General features: G+C 67.0%; 15 protein-coding genes. 6 read left to right on the top strand and 9 right to left on the bottom strand.

The genetic code is table 11. The features are described from left to right. Positions 1-29: 29 nt before the first annotated feature. Complete coding sequence (locus PGN25_20750; GenBank protein ID MEH3119941.1) at positions 30-905, top strand: hypothetical protein; 876 nt, start codon at positions 30-32, stop codon at positions 903-905. A gap of 131 nt (positions 906-1,036) precedes the next feature. Here PGN25_20750 and PGN25_20745 read toward each other — a convergent pair whose 3' ends face one another. Further along, positions 1,037-1,498 (bottom strand): Imm50 family immunity protein, encoded by a 462-nt coding sequence (locus tag PGN25_20745; GenBank protein MEH3119940.1) that lies wholly within the window; start codon positions 1,496-1,498, stop codon positions 1,037-1,039. A 152-nt stretch (positions 1,499-1,650) separates the two neighbouring features. Between PGN25_20745 and PGN25_20740 the strand changes: the two genes are divergently transcribed. After that, complete coding sequence (locus tag PGN25_20740; GenBank protein MEH3119939.1) at positions 1,651-2,427, top strand: hypothetical protein; 777 nt, start codon at positions 1,651-1,653, stop codon at positions 2,425-2,427. 265 nt (positions 2,428-2,692) lie between these two features. Here PGN25_20740 and PGN25_20735 read toward each other — a convergent pair whose 3' ends face one another. Further along, positions 2,693-3,160: a hypothetical protein gene (locus PGN25_20735; protein MEH3119938.1), complete on the bottom strand. Its 468-nt coding sequence runs from the start codon at positions 3,158-3,160 to the stop codon at positions 2,693-2,695. 91 nt (positions 3,161-3,251) lie between these two features. Between PGN25_20735 and PGN25_20730 the strand changes: the two genes are divergently transcribed. After that, positions 3,252-3,884 (top strand): tyrosine-type recombinase/integrase, encoded by a 633-nt coding sequence (locus tag PGN25_20730; GenBank protein ID MEH3119937.1) that lies wholly within the window; start codon positions 3,252-3,254, stop codon positions 3,882-3,884. Positions 3,885-4,201: 317 nt separating this feature from the next. On the opposite strand, the gene PGN25_20725 is transcribed toward PGN25_20730, so the two are convergent. The 6 genes from PGN25_20725 to PGN25_20700 all read right to left on the bottom strand — a co-directional run bounded on the left by PGN25_20725 (position 4,202) and on the right by PGN25_20700 (position 11,925). Beyond that, entirely contained in the window at positions 4,202-5,719 is a 1,518-nt protein-coding gene (locus PGN25_20725) for an amidase (protein MEH3119936.1), read from the bottom strand. 12 nt (positions 5,720-5,731) lie between these two features. Next, entirely contained in the window at positions 5,732-7,387 is a 1,656-nt protein-coding gene (locus PGN25_20720) for an ABC transporter ATP-binding protein (protein MEH3119935.1), read from the bottom strand. A 4-nt stretch (positions 7,388-7,391) separates the two neighbouring features. Then, positions 7,392-8,258: an ABC transporter permease gene (locus PGN25_20715; protein ID MEH3119934.1), complete on the bottom strand. Its 867-nt coding sequence runs from the start codon at positions 8,256-8,258 to the stop codon at positions 7,392-7,394. Then, positions 8,255-9,199: an ABC transporter permease gene (locus PGN25_20710; GenBank protein MEH3119933.1), complete on the bottom strand. Its 945-nt coding sequence runs from the start codon at positions 9,197-9,199 to the stop codon at positions 8,255-8,257. The genes PGN25_20715 and PGN25_20710 overlap by 4 nt, the downstream gene beginning before the upstream one ends. 32 nt (positions 9,200-9,231) lie before the next feature. Then, positions 9,232-10,773, bottom strand: a complete 1,542-nt coding sequence (locus PGN25_20705; protein MEH3119932.1) for an ABC transporter substrate-binding protein — start codon at positions 10,771-10,773, stop codon at positions 9,232-9,234. 390 nt (positions 10,774-11,163) lie between these two features. Further along, positions 11,164-11,925, bottom strand: coding sequence for a DeoR/GlpR family DNA-binding transcription regulator (locus tag PGN25_20700; protein MEH3119931.1), 762 nt, complete (start codon positions 11,923-11,925; stop codon positions 11,164-11,166). A 119-nt stretch (positions 11,926-12,044) separates the two neighbouring features. Between PGN25_20700 and PGN25_20695 the strand changes: the two genes are divergently transcribed. The 3 genes from PGN25_20695 to PGN25_20685 are packed head-to-tail and all read left to right on the top strand — an operon-like array spanning position 12,045 to position 14,726. After that, a complete protein-coding gene (locus tag PGN25_20695) occupies positions 12,045-13,040 on the top strand; it encodes a phosphotransferase (GenBank protein MEH3119930.1) in 996 nt (331 codons plus the stop codon). Beyond that, a complete protein-coding gene (locus PGN25_20690; GenBank protein MEH3119929.1) occupies positions 13,037-14,365 on the top strand; it encodes an aspartate aminotransferase family protein in 1,329 nt (442 codons plus the stop codon). Before PGN25_20695 ends, PGN25_20690 begins: the two co-directional genes overlap by 4 nt. Positions 14,366-14,393: 28 nt before the next feature. Continuing rightward, a complete protein-coding gene (locus PGN25_20685) occupies positions 14,394-14,726 on the top strand; it encodes a hypothetical protein (protein MEH3119928.1) in 333 nt (110 codons plus the stop codon). Between the two features lie 9 nt (positions 14,727-14,735). Here PGN25_20685 and PGN25_20680 read toward each other — a convergent pair whose 3' ends face one another. Continuing rightward, positions 14,736-16,241 carry an IS66 family transposase gene (locus PGN25_20680; GenBank protein ID MEH3119927.1) on the bottom strand — a complete coding sequence of 502 codons (1,506 nt, stop codon included), beginning with the start codon at positions 16,239-16,241 and terminating at the stop codon, positions 14,736-14,738. Positions 16,242-16,283: the final 42 nt, after the last annotated feature.

Here is a 16,283-nt window from a genome sequence, read left to right as displayed (position 1 = left end):
ACGGGGAACTAGCGTCGCACGTAGCCCACGTGCTGCGCTGGGTTTGGGACCCAATCGGCCTAGGGACGGATGGACCAGCGGACGAGTACGATGCCTACGTTCCTGACGTCGTCATCTTGGTGCGAGACACGGCACTGTTCGAGGACGCGCTCATCGCGCACCTCATGCGGATCGAGATAGAGGCGATGCATATGTCGCTGCCGCCTGCCAACCGGACGCGAGCGGCCCGCGCGCTCCTCGGCCTGCGCGATGCGCACCTGCATGGGGCGGGCAATCTCGTTGAGCAGTGGTCGAGCCCGGACGGCCTGCGTTGCGTCTGGGTCTTCAAGACCCCCGGCGGCCAATACGCCTATGGGAAGGGCATCCTTCGCCACGACGACGATGAGAATGGCCCATGGTTGCGGTGGGACGGAGCTGGTTTGGGCTGGTCCGGTTTGTTCGACACGGCCGCAGCCGCCGAGCGAGAGGCGCATGCCGTGATCGCATGGCTGCGCGAGAGCGATCTCGCGGCCGCGGCGTCGGTGGCCGTACCTTGGAGTGCCGCCGTTGGTTGGCGCGTACCGGCGCCGCGCGAGCGGGCCGTGCTCGACCGCCTGTTGGCCGCCGACTTTCCCGGCAGGGACGGGCTCGCCGAACAAGCTCGGACCGCCCTGGTGCGTCGGATCGACGAGGAGGGCAGCCTGAGGTTCCGGGTTGAGGGCGCGCCCGCGGCGGTTGCCGGGCGAGTCCCGGTAGAAGGCCGTTACCGGGATGGCGATGAGCTGTCTGGCCCGGCAGTCAACCTCCTGCTTCACGTTGTTGGCGGGCGGCTGCACGAGTTGGAGGTCTTCAAGGACGACGGCGCGCACATCCGCGTCAGCCCGTTTGAGGTATCGCCCCATCGGATTTCGGTTTCTGCAAACTGAGGTCTGCCCTCCTTTGAGAGCCGAATTTGCCGGACATTCGACAAATGCCGGCATATGAGGAGCGCAGACGGCTGTCCGTGCGGCTGGCATGGGTCTTTATTAGAATGTCAGCACAGCTTGAAAATGGAACATCAGACATCTTTGGCATTGGGTGCTCCCGGCTGCAGGGAGATCGAGACGGAGCGCGCACGGGTCAGACCATCCAAACCGTAGCAGGGCTGAAGCTCGATCTCGATATCCTGTGGCAGAGGATCGAGCGCAAGGTAGCACCGCCGGTCTGGACGGTCGGGCGCTCTGCGCAGGATCAGGCCGCCGATGACGTTCTGTTGGCTGAAGCCATCGAGTTGCAGGTCCATGATCTCGTGGAAGACAAGCGACACGATGGCCTCTCGTTCGAGCACGAGAAAACCGTCCTCGCCGACTTTGTCCGTTGTTATCCAGCCATGAAGGCGTAGCCTGCTTTGCCTTTTGCGTCGAAGATCGAGGCTCAAGATCTCAGCGTCGTGAAAGCTTGGCACACGACCGAACCAACGCAGAAGATCTGCGCCGCCAACCACCTCTTGGTAGATCGTTTCGTCCTGTTCGCTTTCCATGCGCGGCATTCAGCCATGGACATGGCAGGCCCGCAATGGGTGAATTTCGGACGGTCCACTATCGTGCCCGACCCGGCGCAAAACGGACGAAGGCGCGCCGTTTAGGCTTCATAGACACCGCTCCTAAAGAACGACATGCCATCATACCGGGCATGCCGCTGAACCGCACTGCCACTGCAATCGTTTTGATGTCGTTTATGGTCTGCTGTGCAACAGTTGCGGCAGCCGCAGAAGCGAACAGCGGTTCGTCCAACGACGTTGTAGTTATCTACCTCGTACCGAGCGATCGTTCGGTCTCAGATACATATCCTGCCAAAATTACATTTGCAGCAAAACACTTCCAGTCGTGGCTCGGACAAAAATTGGGCGGCAATACATTTCGATTGCGCTATCCCGTTGTCCGGGTTGTTCATTCTGACAAGCCCGCGAAGTGGTTCAGCTCGGTCGAGCGATACAGTGGTTTCAGTGCTTTCTACCGCAACACGATAGACGAACTTACGCGACTAGGTGCTGCCAAGTTGAACGATCCACAGGCACGCTTCATGGTCTACGTAGATGCCGATCACGCCTACGGACAGTCCGGCGCCGGCGGCAATGGCGTCGCAGTGGTTTCAGCAAACGATCTCCGTGGCCTCAGCGGCGAAAAGATTGTGCCAGCTTGTGATAGGGCAAACGGCGCTGAGATTGCGGGGCGCTGTCGATGGATCGGAGGAATGGGTCATGAGCTGCTACATACCCTCGGCCTGATCCATCCGGACCACTCGCCAGCATGCCAGACATCTCAGTGCCGTTCCGAAGCCTTGATGATGCAGGGATACATTACGTATCCGAAAGCCGTCCTTCTTGAGGAGGAAGGTTCGCTCTTGAACCGATCCTCCTTCGTGAGCGCCCGCCATACCGATAGTCCTATCGACTGCTCGCCTCCCTGATATGCCTCGGCATGTCCGCTCCTGAGCGATGCTTGTCGGACCACAGATGACCGGGTTGGGGCGAGGCTGTGTCAAAACTCGGAGGTGTTGCGAAGTCGTAGAATAAACGTCTCCGCAGCAGCCGGGAGGGATCTCCAAAGCGACCGGTTGATGGCAACAAGAAGCCTCTTTGGCCGGTGCCCCTGTCCTTCGAGAGAACATTTTTCTGCAGCGGCCGATAGCATTCGAGTTTTGACACAGCCTCGGTCGACAGCTGTCGCACACGTCAGGGCACGGCCACCCCGCCGGAGAGCAGCTTGCGGCGGCGGCGCAGCAGAACGATCAACATCAGCGCCCACCAGAACACGATGCCCATCAGGACGCTGATGAGCATGTAAATGGTCGGTCCTTCCAAACCCGACATGTCCCCAAGCCGCGAGGACAAACCGAGCACGCCGATGACCATGACGACCCCGAGGCCGAGGATGGCGCCGGGTCCCATGATGGCGAACGCGACGGGAGGCCAACTCATGGCACCGTGGGAAAGGAGAACGACGATCAGCGCCGGGACGAGAAGCGAGATCAGCCAGCAGATCGATCGGTGCCGCAGGATCGATCGCACGGTAAGGGGTCTTGCTGCCATCTCAACCTGTCGTCCGCCGTTCTCGCGCTGCACCGCGCCGTGGCACCCAATGTTTGTGTCCGCTTTCGGGTATTGTGGCAACGTCGCGGAGCGGCCTGGAAGGGTCGCCATCGGAACGTCCGCATAAGCTTGCCCCCATCTCAGAGCGATCGATTCGGGTGTCTCCTCGCCTTGTCGGTATGGGCCGGCAAGGAGACAGACGATGGGACATTCCGCACACGATCCGGCCACCAAAGGACGGCCGGCCTGGAACGCCGGCCGCAAGCTCGGCGCCAAGCGCGCACTCAAACCTCAGCAGGTCTGGGCCATTCGGTTCTGGCTCGCCCGCGAACGGCGCACGCGCGACCGCGCGATGTTCGATGTCGCGATCGACAGCAAGCTACGCGGCTGCGACATCGTCAAGCTCAAGATTGGCGACCTCGTCAGCGGTGGCCGGGTCCGGAACCGGGCCATCGTCATCCAGCGCAAGACTGGCCGGTCAGTGCAGTTCGAGTTGCTCGAACCGGCTCGTACCAGCATCCTCGAATGGCTGGAGGCCAGGGGCGGAACACTCGACGACTATGCTTTCCCCAGCAGGCTGGACGGCGTCACGCACATCAGCACCCGGCAGTATGCGCGTCTGGTCGATGAGTGGGTCCCGGGCATCGGACTGCGCAGTGAGGACTACGGAACCCATTCCCTCCGCCGCACGAAGGCGTCGTTGATCTACAAGCGGACCGGCAACCTGCGTGCCGTTCAGATCCTGCTCGGCCACACCAAAATCGAAAGCACGGTCAGGTACCTTGGCGTCGACGTCGAAGATGCTCTGACTCTGGCTGAAGGGACTGAGATTTGAGCGTTTGGCCCCTCGGCTTCAGTGCTGAGGGGCTTCAAAAGCTGTTCGGCAGCAGCGCGCCCACCCCGGCCGTCCATAGCTCGCATCTGGCTATCAGAAAGCAGACGGTGATCAGATGGATGGGAGACCCGCAGCTTCAGAGCTGTACTTTCAAACTCGCAGGGGCGCCAATGGAATGGAGCCAATGCGGGCCCGGATCGCACAGTTCAGATCTTGCCGTGATTGATTGGCCGAGCACATTCAATATGCAAATGTCAGATGGAGGGAAGCATATAGTTTAAACCGCATTGCTGCTCAGCATCCGACCGAAGCGTACGTCAGGTCATCTCGTAAGCTTGCGCTACCGATAGCAGGGCATCCTCCGAACGTGGTGGGGCGAGCAACTGGAGGCCGGAGGAGCATGCTCGGGTGAAGCCGCAGGGTAGAGCCAGAACCGGCAGCCCGGCGAGGGTGCCTCCGACGACGACCTCCATCCAGCGATGGTAGCTGTCCATCGCCCGTCCGGCGATCGTGCGCGGCCAAGTCTCGGTGATCGGGAAGGGCCAGACGCACGCCGTGGGGAGCGCGAGGAAGGAGACGGACCGGAGGAGACGCGAGACCTCGGCGTACCAAGCGGAACGGGTTACGAGGGCCTCGCGGATGGCTTGGGCGGATAGAGCGAGGCCTCCCTCGATCTCCCAGCGCATTTCGGGCTTCATCGCCCCCGCGTCGGCACGGTTGAGAAGATCGCGATGCTGCGTGGCGATCGTATTCTGTCGCAGAACAACGAAGGCGCGCCACAAGCTATCGAGGTCGAATGCGGCTTGCGCTGGCTCGACGCGGTAACCGGCCTTCTCGAGACGCGCGAGGCCGGCCATGCTGGCCTCGGCCACGCCCGCCTCCATCGGCAGGTGGCCGTCCAGATCGCCGAGCCAGCCGATGCGGAGACCGGGTGCGGCTGGCGCGATGTCCTCGAACGGGCGCGCCGGTGCCGGGAGCGAGAGGGGCGCTCGATCGTCGGGACCGCTCATCACGTCGAGAAGGCGGGCAAGATCGCGGGCCGTGCGCGCCATCGGACCGTCGGTCGCGAGCGGCGCCGTGAAGACGTCACCGGCGGCGACCGATGGGACCCTGCCTATCGTCGGGCGCAGGCCAAGAACGTTGTTCCAGCCGGCCGGATTGCGCAGCGAGCCGCCCATGTCGCTGCCATCCGCAACGGGCAGCATCCTGAGGGCCAGCGCCACGGCCGCGCCGCCGCTGGATCCCCCCGCCGAAAGGGCCGGATCGTAGGCGTTGGCCGTCGCCCCGAACACCGGATTGACGGTGTGGGAGCCGAGCCCGAACTCCGGCGTGTTCGTCTTGCCGACGATGATCGCCCCCGCGCGACGGATGCGGGCGGCCGCGAGCCCGTCCTCGGCCGGCACGGAGTCGGCGAAGAGGGGGGAGCCGAACGTGGTACGCAGCCCCGCCGTCGGCATGAGATCCTTGATGGCGATCGGCAGACCGTGCAGGAGGCCGAGCGACGCGCCCGCCCGGGTCCGCGCATCCGCCGCGTCCGCGTCCGCCAGGATGTCCGCCCGTGGCCGGAGCGAGACGATGGCGTTGTAGGTCGGGTTCAGGCGCTCGATCCTATCGAGGAAGGCCGTGACCACCTCGCGGGACGACAGCATCCCTGACGCGATGGCCTCGGCCAGCGCGACGGCGTCCTGCCGCGTGATCGCGTCGGGCGGCTCGACCCCGGGCGGAGCACGCAGCTGACCGGGCGCGGCATAGGGTGACGCGGGCCTCGCGCCGTCTACAGCATTGGACATCGATATTGGCCCCGCAAGCGTGCAGTCAGGCGTCCGGCTCGCCAAGCCCGCGTCTCCTCACGCCGCCTCGACGGGGGCGCTCGGGATCGGCCGAAAATTCGGAAAGTCCCAGTGCCGGCCCGGTGCCTCCTCCAGAAGGGTGCGGGTGTAGGGGTCACGCGGCGCATTCAGGACGCGGGCGGTCGGGCCATGCTCGACGACGCGTCCCTTGCGCATCACCAGAATGTCGTCGCAGACCTGTGCGGCGACGCGCAGGTCGTGGGTGATGAAGAGGATGGCGAGACCGAGTTCGGCCTGCAGGTCCGCCAGCAATCCCAGGACCTGGGCCTGGACCGAGACGTCGAGCGCGGACACGGCCTCGTCCGCGACGACGAGCTTCGGCTCCATGGCGAGCGCCCTCGCGATGGCGATGCGCTGCCGCTGGCCGCCGGAGAACGCGTGCGGGTAGCGCGTCACGGCATCGGCCGGCAGGCCGACGAGATCGAGGAGTTCTCGCGCGCGGCGCATCGCGGCCGCACGCGATATTCCGTAGTTCATCGGTCCCTCGACGATGCTCTCGCCCACGGTCATGCGCGGATTGAGCGAGCGGTTCGGGTCCTGGAAGATCATCTGGATATGGCGGCGATGCTGGTGCAGGGCGGCGCGCCCGAGATCCGCAATGTCGTTCCCGCGCACGCGGACACCGCCGGAACTCGGCGCGATGAGGCGCATCACGCAGCGCGCCACGGTCGATTTGCCCGAGCCGCTCTCTCCGACGATGCCGAGCGTGCGCCCGTGCTTCAGCGCGAAGCCCACGTCTTCGGCGGCCACGGTCTCGTGTCCCGGCCCGAACAGGGCGGGACGCCGATAGCGCTTCGTCAGCTCGATCGTCTCGAGGACGATCTCGCGGCTCGCCTCGGGCCGAGGCGGTCGCGGCGCCAGCGCGGGGACGGCACGCAGGAGACCGCGGGTATAGACCGCCTTCGGCGCCGAGAGGATCTGGTCGACCGGAGCGGTCTCGACCACGGCGCCCTGGCGCATCACGACGACCCGGTCCGCGATGTCCGCGACGACGCCCATGTCGTGCGTGATGAAGAGCACGGCCGTGCCCTGCTTGTTCTGGAGTTCCCGCACCAAGTGCAGGATCTGGCGCTGGGTGGTGACGTCGAGGGCGGTCGTCGGCTCGTCGGCGATCAGCAATTGCGGTTCGAGGACGAGCGCCATCGCGATCATGATGCGCTGCCGCTGGCCGCCCGACAGCTCATGGGGGTGAGACCGGTAGACGCGCTCCACGTCCGGCAGATGCACGCGCTCGATCATCTCGAGGACGCGCCGCCGCCGGGCCGCCGCGGACAGTTGCACGTGGCACTCCAGAACCTCCTCGATCTGGCGCCCCACGGTCAGGACGGGGTTCAGGGCCGTCATCGGCTCCTGGAAGACCATCGCCATTCCCGTGGCCCGCAGGGCCCGCAGCCGCGTCCGCGTGGCGCCGGTCAACTCCTCGCCCGAGAGACGGATGGACCCGGAGGCGAGGCGCAGGGTACGGGCCGGCAGAAGACCCATCGTCGCCAGCGACGTGATGGACTTGCCCGAACCGCTCTCTCCGACGAGGCAGACGGTCTCGCCGGCCGCCGCGTCGAGGGTGACGCCGTCGAGGAGGCGCTTGGCGGGCGCGTCCCGCGTCTCGACGACGAGATCGCGGATGGCGAGGACCGGTTCACGGCGTGCGGTCATGGCCTCAGGCCTTCCTCGTCTTCTGGTGCGGATCGAGGAGATCGCGAAGCTCGTCTCCCAGGATGTTGATCGAGAGGATGCACAGCGACAGGATCAGTCCCGGCCAGAAGATCAGCGCCGGCTTGATCAGGAAGTAGAGGCGCCCCTCCGACATGATGTTGCCCCAGGACGGTGTCTCCGTGCCGATGCCGGCGCCGAGGAAGGAGAGCGTCGCCTCCGTCAGGATCGCAGAGGCAGCGATGTATGTGCCCTGGATGATCAGCGGCGCGACGGTGCTGGGCATCAGGTGCCGCCACATGATCGCCAGGGGGGACGAGCCCAGGGTGGCGGCGGCCTCGACGTAGTGCGCGCCGCGCGCGGTGAGCACCACGGAGCGGACGAGGCGGACGACGCGCGGGACCTCCGGGATGGTGATCGCGACGAGGACCGTCCCGATGGACGAGCCCGCCAGCGCCACCACGGCGATGGCGAGGAGGATGCCGGGAACCGCCATCAGGCCGTCCATGACGCGCATCAGTGCCGCCTCGAGCCAGCGGAAGGAGCCGGCGAGGAGGCCGAGGGGCAGGCCGAGCGCCAGCGCCGCGGCGGCGCTGCCCAGGCCGATGAGGAGCGAGGTCCGCGCGCCGTAGAGGATGCGCGAGAGCAGGTCGCGGCCGTAGGCGTCGGTGCCGAGCGGGAATGCCCCGCCCGGGGGCTTCAGGCGGTTCGTCGGCATCATGGCGACGGGGTCGTGGGGTGCGAGCCAGGGCGCGAGGATCGCGGCGAGGAGCACGGCGGCGAGGACCAAGCCCGCGACGAGCGGGATGGCGCGGCCGCCGGCCGCCGTCAGGCGCGCGAGGGCGAGGGCGGGGGCGGAGACGGAGGGGCTCATCCGTGGCGGATCCTTGCGTCCAGTGCGGCGTAGGACAGATCGATGAGGAGGTTGATGAGGACGTAGACGGCGCTCGTGAGCAGGATCAGCGCCTGGATCACGGGATAGTCCCGCGCCAGGATCGCATCGACGGTCAGGCGCCCGAGCCCCGGGATGTTGAAGACGCTCTCCGTGATGACGACGCCGGTGATCATCAGGGCGAAGCCGGTGCCGATCACCGTCAGGATGGGCACCGCGGCGTTGCGCAGCGCGTGGCGGAACAGCACGAGCCGCTCGGGCAACCCCTTCGCGTGCGCCGTGCGCACGAAGTCCTCGCCGAGTACGTCCAGCATCGAAGCACGCGTCATGCGGGCGATGAGCGCGACGTAGATGGAGGAGAGGGTCAGGGCCGGCAGGATGATGTAGCGGAGGAACGTGTCGAGCCCCGCGGAGAGGGGCCGAAAGCCTTGCACCGGCAGCAGTTGCAACTGCTTGGCGAAGAGCTCGATCAGGATGTAGCCGACCACGAAGACCGGGACGGAGAAGCCGAGGACGGTGGCGGCGGACACGACGCGGTCGAGCAGGCCGCCGTGCCGCCATGCGGCGACGACGCCCAGCGGTACAGCGACGAGCACGGTGATCGTGATCGCCACGAGGGCAAGCGACAGGGTGGGCTCCAGACGCTGCCCGATCAGCCTCGTGACCGGCGTGCCCGAGATCAGGGACGTCCCGAAATCGCCGGCCAGGATCTCGCGCGCCCATGAGACGAACTGCGTCGGCAGGGATTGGTCGAGCCCCAGCTTGGCGCGGATCGCCGCGAGCTGCTCGGGCGTGGCCATGTCGCCGGCGATCACCGCGGCCGGGTCGCCGCCGGCGAGGCGCAGGAGCGCGAAGACGAACACGGCGACGACGACGAGGACCGGGATCGCGGCGAGCACGCGGCGCAGGATGACGGCGATCATGGGGGAGGACCTTTCGGGAGCGCCCGCGACGCTCACTTCCCTTTTGTCAGATTCCAGAAGACCGGAACCGGCGAGGGCAGCACCTGCTTCACGGAAGCGGACCACGCGCTCGGGATGCGGAACTCGCCCAGCGGGATGTAGATGACGCTCTCCAGGCCGTGGGTCTGTAGGCGTGTCGCGATCGCCTTCCGCTCCTCCGGGGAGCCGGCCATCGCGAACGCGTCCCGCATGGCCTCCACCTGAGGGTCGGTTGGCCAGCCGAACCAGCCCCGCTCGCGCCCCCCACCCCCGATCATCGGGTTGACGAGGGGGTTCCAGACCTCCGGGATGACCCAGTTGGTGAAGAACATGTTCCAGCCGCCGCCCGAGGGGGGCGACTGGTTCGCCCTGCGCGTGACGACCGACTGCCAGTCCATCGGCTGGAGCACGACCTTGAAGCCGGCTGCGCGAAGCGACTGCGCCGCGACGACGGGTTGGGCCGCGACGGTCGGCACGTCGGTGGGCTGGAGGATGACGACGGGCGTCCCGTCGTAGCCCGCCTTCTCGAGCATCGCGCGCGCCGCCTTCGCGGCGCCGGACGCGACCTCCGAGGAGGCCGGCTCCGAGGCGAGGGGCGTGCCGCAACCGTAGAAGGATCTGCACACGGAGAAGTAGTCCGCGTCGCCCGACACGGCCGCGAGCGTGTCTCTCTGACTGAGGGCCACCAGGGCCGCCCGCCGGATCTCGGGCTTGTCGAAGGGAGGATACAGGAAGTTCAGCCGGCCCATGGTCTGGAAGCCGAGCTTGTTGAGCACGTCGACCTTGAGGTCGGGGCTGGCTCGGAGCACCGGGAGGAGATCGATGGGCGCCTGCTCCAGGAAATCGATCTCGCCAGCCATCAGCGCATTGGCCGCCGTCTGCGTATCGGGCATGGCCACCCAGACGACGCGGTCGACGTTCACCACCTTGCCGCCGGCAGTCCAGCTCGCAGGCTCGCCGCGCGGGATGTAGTCGGCGAACTTCGCGTACACCGCCCGGACGCCGGGCTGGAACTCGTCGGCGACGAAGCGGAAGGGGCCCGACCCGATGTGCTCCTTGATCGCTTCCGTCGCCGGCGTCCGGGCGATGCGCGTTGGCATCATGAACGCGGGCACCGACGAAGGCTTGGCGAGGAGTTCGAGGACGGACGTGAACGGCTTCTTGAGCTTGAGGACGATGACCTTGTCGCCGTCCGCCTCGAGGTCGGCGACGCTCGCCATCAGCATCTGGCCGCCGAGGTCGCGCGCGCCCCAGCGCCGGAGCGAGACGATGCAGTCGGCGGCCGTCACCGGCTGACCGTCGTGCCATTTGAGGCCGTCACGGAGCAGGAAGCGATAGACGAGGCCGTCCTCGGAGATCTGCCACGACGCCATCTGCGGCTGCGGACGGTAATGCTCGTCCATGCCGAGCAGCGTATCGTAGATCATGAAGCCGTGGTCGCGCGTGATGTGCGCCGTCGTGATGATCGGGTCCAGGACACGGATCGCCGAGTGCATCACCGCGCGCAGTTCCACCGACGCGGCAGATGCGCAGACCGGCGCAAGGGCCGCCGCCACGGCGGATCCCACCCGGAGCGCTCGGCGGGTGAATCGAGGCACCATCTGCATTGCGGAACTCCGGCTTGCACCGAGGATGACGAATGTCGGTTCACCGGAGCGGCGGGATCGCGATCCGGTCGTCCGGCGGGCTTAGCGCCGACGGCCGGTCGCGGCGACGTCCGGGCGTGTTGGTGTCTCTGTCATAAAAAATTGGCACTTGCAACACTTCAGAGTCGCCGACGGCGCCTCGATTGCATTCCGGGCGCACAAGACTGAAAGATTGGCGCAGCTGGCGCGAATATGATCACACGGCCCAATATATAGCCGATTAGTTGGGGGGTGGGCGCCCGCCCGCGCACCATACGCCGCCGTGAAGCGGTGCCGAGCGGCCCCCGGGCGCGCCGCGCCTCAGCGGGCGGCGACGTGAACGCGGGTGTGGCTGAGCGCCTGTCGCAGCGAGCCGGTCGGCTCGATGTCCGAGACGAGGTGGCTGATCCGACCCCAGGACGCGTAGCGACTGGGGAAGACGCGGCCGAACTTGGAATGGTCGGCGACGACCAGCGACCGGCCGGCCCGCGCAACCATCGCCGAGTAGATCGCGCCGCAGTCGATCAGCGCCTCGTTGGCGCCCTCCTCGTTGAGGCCGCTCGCTCCCAGGATCGCCGCGTCCGCGCTGAAGCCGTGCAGGAAGGCGACAGCGTGAGAACCGACCGTCACGCCCTCCTTGGCGTGATAGTCGCCGGGTAGGAAAAGGACCCGGATGGTCGGGTTGATCGCGAGCGCGGTGGCCACGCCGAACGCGTGCGTGATCACCGTGACGTTCTTGAGTTCCGCGGCGATCCGTCGGGCGACGTGGACGGTGGTCGATCCGGAGCCGATCATCAGGGTGCGGGCGTCCCGCACGAGGTCGACCGCGGTCCTGGCGATCCGCTGGCGCTCCTCCTGGAACAGGAGATGCCGCTCGGTGACCGAGGGCTCCGAGTCGAGGGGGCGGGTCGCGCCGCCGTACGTCCGGTTGAGGACGCCCCTCTGGGTCAGCTCGTCCAGATCCCGCCGGATTGTCTCGGTGGAGACGGAGAGGATGCGGGCGAGTTCCGAGACGCGCAGGCTCGGCTGGCCGACGAGCTCGGCCAGAATCCGCGCGTGGCGACGCGACTTCGACGAACTCATGTCGCGCACCCTCTGGTCCCGCGGCAGGCAGCGCGAGGCAACCCGTCCGGCCACAGTAAATGTTGCAGTTCCAACATTTTCATGTATTGCCGGGAGAGGCCATACGGAGATTCGCTTCCATGACGTACGACGATGCCCTCCTCACCCGGCTGACGGCGGGCGTGCGCGCCGCGTTGCCGCGCTGGGGCGTCGACGGCGCCGCCGACCTGACGCTGCTCACGATCTCGGAGAACGCAACATACCTCGTGCGCGACCGGGGGCGACGTCTCATCGTGCGGGTCCATCGGCCGAACTACCATACGGAGGTCGAGATCGCCTCGGAGCTCGCCTGGATCGAGGCGCTGCGCGAGGCGGGGACGGTCGCAACGCCCGGGGCGGTGCCGACGGTCGAGGGCGGGCGCATCGTCACCTTCGATGACGGCGCCGAGCGCCGCCACGTGGTCGCCTTCGAGCACGTGGCGGGACGCGAGCCGGATGCTGAGAGCGATCTGCCTCGTTGGTACAAACATCTCGGCTCGATCACGGGGCGCCTTCACGCGCACGCCCGCGCCTGGACGCGCCCCCCGGGATTTCAGCGCAAGACTTGGGTCTTCGACACGATCCTGGGGCCCGCAGCCTATTGGGGGGACTGGCGGCAGGCCGACGGCCTGGATGTCGCCGGGCGCGCCGTCCTCGAGGCCGCGCACGGGCGTCTGAAGGCGGAGACCGCGGCGTACGGTCAACACCCGGATCGCTTCGGCCTCGTCCATTGTGACATGCGGACGGCCAACCTTCTCGTTGAAGGCGACCGGATGGCGGTGATCGACTTCGATGATTGCGGCCTGTCCTGGTTCGCCTACGATTTCGCCGCTTCCATCAGCTTCATGGAGCACGAGCCGATCGTGCCGCGCCTGATGGCAGCGTGGTGCGAGGGCTACCGGAGCGTCGCCCCCTTCCCCGAGGAGCAGGCCCGCGCCCTGCCCATGTTCGTGATGCTGCGGCGGATGCAACTCCTCGCCTGGATCGCATCCCATGCCGAGACGCCGACCGCTCGGGCGATGGGCCCGACCTTCACGCGCGGCACGGTGGATCTCGCCACGGCTTACCTCGGCGCGTCGGCAGGGGTGGCAGCATGAGCAGCGCGCGTTCGATCCTGTCTATGAACCGGTTCGCCGGCGTCACGGTCGATGGCCAGGATCGCGCCCTGGCCGAACGCCTGAGGCAGCGCGAGGCCACCTTCGGGGCCTCCTCGGTGCTCTTCTACGAGCAGCCGCTCGAGGTGGTGCGCGCCGAAGGCGTGTATCTGTTCGATGTCGACGGGCGACGATATCTCGATGTCTACAACAACGTTCCTTCCGTCGGACACTGTCATCCAAAGGTGGTCGAGGCCATCAGCCGTCAGGTCGCCAAGCTCAACATCCATACACGCTACCTCGTCCGTCCGGTCGCGGACTATGCCGAGCGCCTGCTCGCGACGTTCCCGGCGCCTTTGACCAATCTCGTGATGACCTGCACGGGCAGCGAGAGCAACGATCTCGCGTTGAGGATTGCCGAGACCGCGACAGGAGCGAAGGGCTTCATCGTCACCCAGGCCGCTTATCACGGCAACACGTCGGCTGTGACCGAGATCTCCCCGTCGCTCCTGCGTACGCGTGCGCCCCACGCCCATGTGCGGACGATCCCGGCGCCTGCGGCGACGGCGGGCGGGAACGACGTCGCCGCTGCCTTCAGCGGCGCGCTGATGACGGCGATCGCGTCGCTGAAGGCGAGCGGCTACGGCTTCGCGGGCCTGATCGTCGACACGATCTTCTCCTCGGATGGCGTCCACGCCGATCCGCCCGGCTTCCTTGGCCAGGCCGCGGACGTGACGCGGCAAGCCGGTGGTCTCTTCATCGCGGACGAGGTGCAGCCCGGCTTCGGCCGGACGGGTGCGGGCCTCTGGGGCTTTGCCCGACACGGGATCGTCCCGGACATTGTCACCTTGGGGAAGCCGATGGGCAACGGCTTTCCCATGGCGGGCATGGTGACGCGCCCCGAACTCCTGGCGGCGTTCTGTGATGAGACCGGATACTTCAACACCTTCGGCGGCAACCCGGTCGCCGCCGCCGCCGGCCTCGCCGTGCTCGACGTCATCGAGGAAGAAAGGCTCATCGCCAACGCGGCGACGGTCGGAGCGCTCTTAAAAGAACGCTTGTCATCTCTCGTTCATATGTCGGATAGGGTCGGCGCGGTTCGCGGCGCGGGTCTGTTCCTCGGACTCGACCTCGTAGATCCGGAAGACGGCGCGCCAGACGCTCGGATGGCAAGCCTTGTGATCAATAATTTACGGTCTCACGGTATACTCATGGGGATCGCTGGTCTGCACGGTAACACGCTAAAAATTCGGCCTCCTCTCTGCCTAAGCGTGGAACACGTCGATCATTTGATGAGCGCATTGATTTCTATCATCAATAGCAAGTAGGCTGCTACCGGGCGGGGTCACCGGCCAGATGATGCGCGATCTGATGCTCGCCTGCTTCGAGGCGCGCTTCGGCAGCCTGGAAGCTCGCTTCTGCGGTCTGTGCGCATCCGAGCTACAGTGGCAGGCCGACAACGGCTCCGCCTACAAAGCCGCCGACACGCTGTCCTTCGCGGCGGCCCTGGGTCTCATGCTCTACCTCGCGCCGGTGCGCTCGCCCGAGAGCAGCGGGGTCAGCGAGGCGTTCGTGAAGACGCTCAAGCGCGACCATACCCGATCGTCCGGCCCGGGCCACTTCCAAACTGAGACATCACCCCTGCCTGCTGTAGCGTACGCTTCCGGTGAAGGCCGCGTTGTCCTCTGAGGTGGTGTGTCAGGCGGCGACCTGCTTGGGTTGAGGCGGGGTCCAGTTCCAGGGCAGCAGATCGTCGATGTGCCGGGTCGGATGGCCGGGCAGACGGCTGAGGATGTCGGCAAGCCAGGCTTGTGGGTCGGCACCATTGAGCTTGGCGGTCTCGATCAGCGTGTAGAGTGCCGCAGCGCGATGGCCGCCCGCGTCTGAGCCGGCGAAGGTCCAGTTGCGGCGGCCTACCGCGATCGGCCGGATCGCCCGTTCGGCGGCGTTGTTTGAGAGGCAGGCGCGCCCGTCGTCGAGGAAGAGGATGAAGGCGCTCCAGCGCTTGAGCATGTAGTCGATCGCTTGCGCCACCGGAGCCTTGGCCGAGAGCTTGGCACGGTTGGCCAGCAGCCACGCCTTCAACTCGGCGACGAGGGCGGCCGAGCGGGCGCTTCGATGCGCACGGCGGTCGTCCGGTCCGAGGCCAATGATGGTGCGCTCGAGCGCGAAGATCGCGTCGATCCGCGCCACCGCTTCGATGGCGATCGGAGCCTTCCTCAGGTCAGCCAGCTCGAAGAACTTGCGCCGGGCATGCGCCCAGCAAGCCGCCTCGCGGAGCGGGCCTGGTTTGCGACCGGGCTCGTACAGCCGACCGAACCCGGAGAAGGCATCCGCCTGCACGATGCCGTGGAAATCGCCCAGCCAGGTCTCGGCATGCGCGCCAGAGCGGTCGGGGGAGTAGAAGTAGGCCACAGCCGGCGGCTCGGGACCGCCGAAGGGTCGGTCGTCACGCACCACCGTCCAGAGCCGCCCCGTGCGGGTCTTGCCCTTGGCCAGGACCGGTACGGGCGTGTCGTCGAGATGCAGGCGCTCAGCCCCTCGAACATGGGCCTCGATCCGGGTGACCAGGGGCGACAGGGCGGTCGTCACCGCTCCGACCCAGCCGGCCAGCGTCGAGACGTCGATCGGTACGCCCTCGTGGGCGAAGCGCTGGCTCTGGCGATGCAGCGGCAGGTGCAGGCCGAACTTGGCCATCATCACCTCGGCGAGGAGGTTCGGGCCCGCTCGTCCGCGCGGGATCGGATGGAACGGGGCCGGAGCCTGCGCGATCGTCTCGCAGTCGCTGCACGAGAAGCGCTCGCGTACGTGCTGGATCACGACCCAGCGCGCCGGGATCCGCTCCAGGGTCTCGGTGACGTCCTCGCCGAGGTGACGAAGGCGCGTTCCGCCGCAACACGCGCAGGTCGTCGGGCCGGGATGGACGACGCGCTCGCGCGGCAGGTGCTCGGGCAGAGGCCGGCGGGCGGGCTTGCGCCGCGAGGAAGCCGCACCGGAGAGTGCTTCGGGCTCGGCGGCCGCCTGCGCTTGGGTCTCGGCCAGCGTCTCCTCCAGATCCTCCAGGACGAGTTCGAGCTGGTCGATCCGGGCGCTGCGCTCCGAGGAGGTCCCGAACCGTTCTCGCCGCAGCCGGGCGACCTCCAGCTTCAGCCGTTCGACCGCGATCTCCGAGGCAAGCCGGGCCGCCCGCTCGGCCAGGATCATGGCGTGGGCGGCGGCAAGATCCGTGGGAAGCGGCGGGGGCTC

The sequence above is a fragment of the Methylorubrum populi genome, from assembly GCA_036946625.1.
Classification (GTDB): domain Bacteria; phylum Pseudomonadota; class Alphaproteobacteria; order Rhizobiales; family Beijerinckiaceae; genus Methylobacterium; species Methylobacterium populi_C.
The sequence above is the reverse complement of the archived record's forward strand: the minus strand, read 5'-3'. Positions and strand labels throughout refer to the sequence as shown.